This window comes from Dinghuibacter sp., assembly GCF_035492835.1.
GTDB lineage: Bacteria > Bacteroidota > Bacteroidia > Chitinophagales > Chitinophagaceae > Dinghuibacter.
In genome coordinates, this window is sequence record NZ_DATJIY010000044.1 from 1 (window position 1) to 5,192 (window position 5,192).

At 56.9% G+C, this 5,192-nt stretch carries 6 protein-coding genes; 3 read left to right on the forward strand and 3 right to left on the reverse strand.

Annotated elements, in window-relative coordinates:
* Nucleotides 1–243: 243 nt before the first annotated feature.
* A complete protein-coding gene (locus VL547_RS03990; protein WP_325575436.1) occupies nucleotides 244–1,341 on the reverse strand; it encodes an AI-2E family transporter in 1,098 nt (365 codons plus the stop codon).
* A gap of 124 nt (nucleotides 1,342–1,465) precedes the next feature.
* Here VL547_RS03990 and VL547_RS03995 point away from each other — a divergent pair, with 124 nt between their 5' ends.
* On the forward strand, nucleotides 1,466–2,218 hold the full coding sequence (locus VL547_RS03995) for a DUF3667 domain-containing protein (RefSeq protein WP_325575438.1): 753 nt from the start codon (nucleotides 1,466–1,468) through the stop codon (nucleotides 2,216–2,218).
* Here the strand turns inward: VL547_RS03995 and VL547_RS04000 are convergent.
* A complete protein-coding gene (locus VL547_RS04000; protein ID WP_325575440.1) occupies nucleotides 2,158–3,180 on the reverse strand; it encodes a ThuA domain-containing protein in 1,023 nt (340 codons plus the stop codon). The genes VL547_RS03995 and VL547_RS04000 overlap by 61 nt on opposite strands.
* Before the next feature lie 27 nt (nucleotides 3,181–3,207).
* On the opposite strand from VL547_RS04000, the gene VL547_RS04005 reads away from it, so the two are divergent.
* Both VL547_RS04005 and VL547_RS04010 read left to right on the forward strand, forming a co-directional pair.
* On the forward strand, nucleotides 3,208–4,230 hold the full coding sequence (locus tag VL547_RS04005; protein ID WP_325575442.1) for a hypothetical protein: 1,023 nt from the start codon (nucleotides 3,208–3,210) through the stop codon (nucleotides 4,228–4,230).
* A gap of 9 nt (nucleotides 4,231–4,239) precedes the next feature.
* Entirely contained in the window at nucleotides 4,240–4,653 is a 414-nt protein-coding gene (locus tag VL547_RS04010) for a nuclear transport factor 2 family protein (RefSeq protein WP_325575444.1), read from the forward strand.
* 5 nt (nucleotides 4,654–4,658) lie between these two features.
* On the opposite strand, the gene VL547_RS04015 is transcribed toward VL547_RS04010, so the two are convergent.
* On the reverse strand, nucleotides 4,659–5,192 hold a 534-nt coding region (locus VL547_RS04015), incomplete at its 5' end, for a tetratricopeptide repeat protein (RefSeq protein WP_325575446.1).

Here is a 5,192-nt window from a genome sequence, read left to right on the forward strand (position 1 = left end):
ATGAGCAAACCGGTCTCTCCGGATGAAGTGTATTATATGGTTTCCTTTGTCCTGGGCGAGAAATGGAATTAGAGCGGCCATTTCGGGCCGCTCACTGGACAAGGTTTAGCAGAGTAAGGACAAAACACTGAAAAAAATACCACAGCGTAATAACCACGGCGTAAAGCTAGAGCACGCTTCCAAAAACGTGTTGCATCATTCCGATAAAACATTGCATTATTTACATATCCGGCCCCTGGGGTCTCAGGATTTGGCCCGGCGTCCTATCCTGTCCCCGATCCAGGCGGGCCGTTTGCGCTGGGTGGGGACCTCGGTGCCGAGCAACCTACCCCAGGGTTTTAGGTCCGGTAGCCGGTCGAAGACGATTTTTAGCACTCCGATAAAGGGAATCGACAGGAACATACCGGCAACTCCCCAAAGCGCTCCCCCCATAAACACGATCACAATGGAAATAAGGGCGTTGATCCTGACTTTTGAAGAAACGATATAGGGTACGAGGAAGTGGTTGTCGATAAACTGGATGACCAGGTAGGCGATGACGATCCATATCTGGGTGTGGATGCCCTCCTTGGTCAGCGTAGCTATGAGGATAGGCGGTATTACGGCGAGGATCCCCCCGATAAAGGGAAGGACATTGAGCAGCGCGCCGATCACGGCCAGTAATACCGCATAGTTGACACCCAGGATCAGCAACGCGATGGAATTAAGCGTGGCGACGGCGACGGCTTCCAGCAAAAGCCCGATCATATAGCTTTGAATGGCGCCCTTGGTCTGTGTAAGGACCTTGCTGACATCCTGTTCGTTCGCCTCGGCGAAAACTTCATATAGGAAATTCAGCAAGAGCGCTTTGTAGTAGAGGAAAAGGAAAGTATAGACGGGTAGCAGGACGATGGTGGATACCCAGCCGAGGATCGTCCCCACCGTCGAGGCCAGGATCGGTTTCAAGGCCGTTTCCCCTTCTTTGAGGTATTGCTGTTGCTTTTGCACGGTTATCCCCAGGTGCTGACTGATGGCGCCCTGTGCCTTGACACCCATCTCCGCCAGTTTTTCCTGGAAGATGTGCGCCTGGTCGGAAAAGCGCATGACCTGCGTATAGAGCAGAAAGCCGACGCCGGCAAAGAACAGGATGGCCGATAGGATGGATAGGCTTATGGCGGCGATGTGGGGCAGGTGGCATTTATTTTCCAGGAAAACGGTCAGCGGATTGAGCAGGATGCCCAGCATCAGCGCGAAGGCCAGCGGGATCAGGATGCCTCCGAGGTTAACCAAGGCGTAGACCAGCAGAACGAGGCCGAACAGGATCACGGTGCCGCGGATGTAAAAGGGGTATCGTTTGAGCATAATGACAGCGTTGATTGGGATGGTGAGGTAAATCGGTCGGTATACCTGTAAGTGGCATAAAATCCGTGCCATGTACGAGGTCGGGCGCTCCGAATCCGCTATATTAGTGGTTCACCCACCGACAATGTCCCAGCACACCGAAACCGATCATGCCATAGCCTGTCTGAACTGCGGTAACCTCTTTTCCGGCCGTTTCTGCAATGCCTGCGGGCAGGACGCGCATACGGGAAAGATCGACCGGCATTTTCTCTACCACGAGCTGCAACACGCGCTGTTTCACATAGACAAAGGGATACTGTACACGCTACGGATGTTGTTTGCCGCCCCGGGGCGGACGATCCGGTCCTTTATCGGGGGACAGCGCGTAAGACATTTCAAACCGCTGATGTTCCTGGTCGTCACGACCGGCCTGTATGCCTTTGTCAACCACTTCTTCAAGCACCTGGTGATCGTCACGCGCCCCACCGGATCCCGGGCCGCGGACAATTCGGTGCAATTGGTCAACGAATACCTGAACGAATATTATGAATGGTTCGTGTTGCTCCAGCTGCCCCTCATCGCGGGGACGTATTATCTTTTCTTCCGGAAATACGGCACGAACTTCGTCGAGCAGCTGGTAGTCTGCGCCTACGTGACGGGGATGCGGACGCTCCTCGGCATCTTAATCCTGCCGCTCAACGCATACCTCCCGGCCGCCGGTTATGTGGTGGAATCGGCGATGCCCGTGGCTCTGTTTATCTGGACCTACCTGCAGTTCTACAACGGGCGGCCAAAGGGGGCGATTGTCTGGCGGACCCTACTGGGGTATGTCTGTTATTACCTGCTGCTGTTGGTTTTGCTCAGCGTTTTACTCACGGTGTTCGGCAGCGTCGCGTGAGCCGCCGGCCCGACCGCCCCGGCCATCCCCGCTGCCCGCTCCATCACTGCCGCCCTGGGTAGCGCAACCAGGCTGGTGTGTCCTTTTGTGGGAAAATCGCCGGGCACCGGATACGTGACCCTGCCCGTGGCCAGCCACTCCGTGGCGCGGATCAGGGTCGTGCGGAACCCTATGCACCGGTAGCTGACAGGGTAGGTATCCCCCTTCCACAGGTGTCCCATGCTGGAAACATAGACATTCCCCTTTCCATACCGGACGACCCATTCGACCGGCCAGCGTTTTCCCGTGACGCTGTCCGTGGCCGCTGAGAGGATGGTAAGGTTCTCCGCCGGTCCGCGGGCATAACGGTAAAGCTCCATCGAGGCGGTTTTCCATTGATCCGGGTACCCCTGGTTGATAGGGTGCCTGGTCAGGATCTTTATCACTGCGTCGAACCGGTCCCCATGATTGGTTCCTTCCCCCTCGCCAGGCGGGATACGGATGACATGGTCGCCGGAATCCAGCTGCAGGGCATACCCCGTCTCCCTGGACCGCCAGCCCAAACCGATCATCTTGTTGTACTCCTCCCAGTTGGGAAAAGCATTGTTGGCGGAATGCAGGATATACAGACCGCCGCCCCGGCGGACATAGTCTTCCAGTTCCAGCTCGATCTTCCGTGGCCAGCGGAGCGCGGGGTTTTGGATGTTGTTGGTATTCTGTATGACGACCGCATATTGGTCAAACCCGGGGTCCCACGCCGTGTCGTCGGCCATACCCGTCGCCGTCGAGACGGTGACGGCGAACATCCCCGTGTTTTCAAGGATGTTCTTTACCAGCAGGGTGGTTTGTTTCCAGTCGTGGTTGCTGAAGCCGTCTACGATGAGCACCTTGATGGGCGTCCGCGGCGCCGGGGCTGCCCCAAGCGCTCCCGTACCCGCCAGCCCCATTAACAGGGCTACCACCCCGATTATTTGCCGCTTCATATTCCACAAGTTATTATTTTCATGGTCATGTATCGCATCCTGTTCTTCCTATTTACCCTTTCCGCCTTTGCCAGCCTCGCGCAGGACAAAAAGCTTGTCATACACCTCCCCCCCGGCGAACCCTTGGAAGGATTCGACAGTATCCCCTTCGACAGCATAACCGTTTTGGACGGCCGGTTCGACCGCGCTGATATCGGTGCCGAGGAAACATCCCGTGAACGGTTGGTGTATCTTCTCGATGGCCCGCTGCCCGAGCGGGCGGAGCTCTTCTACCAGTCGGCGATTGCCGGCTTGCGACGCAACAGGGGACGGCTGGTCCTTGTTTTCCGGCAGTTACAACAGGTAGGCGGTCCTTTGGGTTTCTTTACCAGAGTAGATGCCTACGTCAGCCAGGGCTTCGGACGTTACGGCAAGGTCGCGACCATCTCCCGCCGGGACGCACTGTCTTTCATGGGGAACTCAGAGGAAAAGAAGTGGGACAAGGCGCTCCGAAAATTGATGACCGAGGTGTTGACCTCCGCAATCGACAGCTGCCGGACGCCCGGGAGCCCAGGCGACGTCCCGGACCCGGATATTTTTCACTATTGGGAACAAACGTACGCCATCACCCGCCTGGCTAACCGGGTCGACGGTATATACCACACCTTACCGGATTTCAGGAACGACCGGATCGACACCGTCGATTGCTCTATGTCCGCCGCCCCGGACAGCAGTTATATCCTGTTCCGCCCGCAAACGGACACGAAACCGGTATGGGCCGTCCGTTACCACGACACCCTCTACTACCGGTACCTGGAGCAATACTGGCTGCCCCTCACCCAGGATGGCGGCCGGTTCTCCTTTTATGTGCCCACCGGCCTCCCGGACATTGCGCCCCAACCACCGGCCGCGGGCACGCCGTTGACCCCGGAAGAGGGGCTGGATGCGCTGCATGCCGCACATCTGGAGCAGGGGCGCCGGAAGATTTATTCACGGTTGCTGGCACAAATGAAGGGCCATGCCTATTATCTCGATTTGGATGCGGGGGGATGGCGACCCAAGGACGACTAAATCAAGATCATGACAAATAACACACACCCCGCCTTCAAAAAGGAGGCAGAACCATTCTACGACATCATTATGAAAGGCCTCGCCGGTGCGGTCGACGGCGCCCATTTCTGGGACGCGGTTGCCGAAGACGCCGTCTTCGAATTTATGTACCGGTTCCCCGGTTTCCCCGAAAAAATCGAAGGCCGCGCCCAATACATGGACTGGTTCGGCGGCTACAGCATGAAGCTGACATCCGCCGATGGCCTGGCCATACACTTGTGCGCCGACCCCTCGGTCGTCGTCCTCGAATACTCGGTCCACGGCGCAACACCCGCGGGAAAGCCCTATGACAACCGGTTTTGCTCCATTATTACCCTCCGCGACCGTAAAATCGTCCACTGGCGGGATTACATGGATTCTCTGGCGGTGACGCGGGCGCTCTGATACCCTCACTCACCGAGGTTTCTCAACCGTTGAATCCGCGCCTCTTCCTCGGCCACCAGCCAAACATCCCCGGAAAGTATCTCATAGGCCTTCCGGAAATATTCCTTCGCCTCTACGGCACGATCCTTAAGCAACAGGCACTCCGCCAGCTCTTCGAATACATACCCGCTCGGAGGCAACCCCGCCTGTTGTCTTTCGACATATAATTCCTCCTGGAGCGCAAGCGCCTCATCGATCCTTTGCAGCGAACGGTAGGTCCGGCCAATGGACCATCTCGCGATTAAGGCTCCACGCTCGTCCTGTTGATCCATCCGTAAGGCCAGTAATTTCTCAAAGAAGGTCAGCGCCGATGCATAGTCCTGTTGGCCATGGTAAGACCATCCGATATTGTTGTATAGAGCCCCCAGCCATTTCCGTGCCCTGGCGTCGGTGGTCTTTTCGGCGAGGTCCATGGCTTTTATATTCCAGTACAGCTGGTCTGCCACGATCCCCAGCATGTGCGCGGCATCGATGGCGTAAAAATCTTCGCCATGTGCCAC

Excerpts from the sequence above, each read along its gene's own strand:
- VL547_RS04005 (WP_325575442.1), top strand. The coding sequence starts at position 3,208 with ATGTATCGCATCCTGTTCTTCCTATTTACCCTTTCCGCCTTTGCCAGC.
- VL547_RS03995 (WP_325575438.1), top strand. The coding sequence starts at position 1,466 with ATGTCCCAGCACACCGAAACCGATCATGCCATAGCCTGTCTGAACTGC.
- VL547_RS04000 (WP_325575440.1), bottom strand. The coding sequence starts at position 3,180 with ATGAAGCGGCAAATAATCGGGGTGGTAGCCCTGTTAATGGGGCTGGCG.
- VL547_RS03990 (WP_325575436.1), bottom strand. The coding sequence starts at position 1,341 with ATGCTCAAACGATACCCCTTTTACATCCGCGGCACCGTGATCCTGTTC.
- VL547_RS04010 (WP_325575444.1), top strand. The coding sequence starts at position 4,240 with ATGACAAATAACACACACCCCGCCTTCAAAAAGGAGGCAGAACCATTC.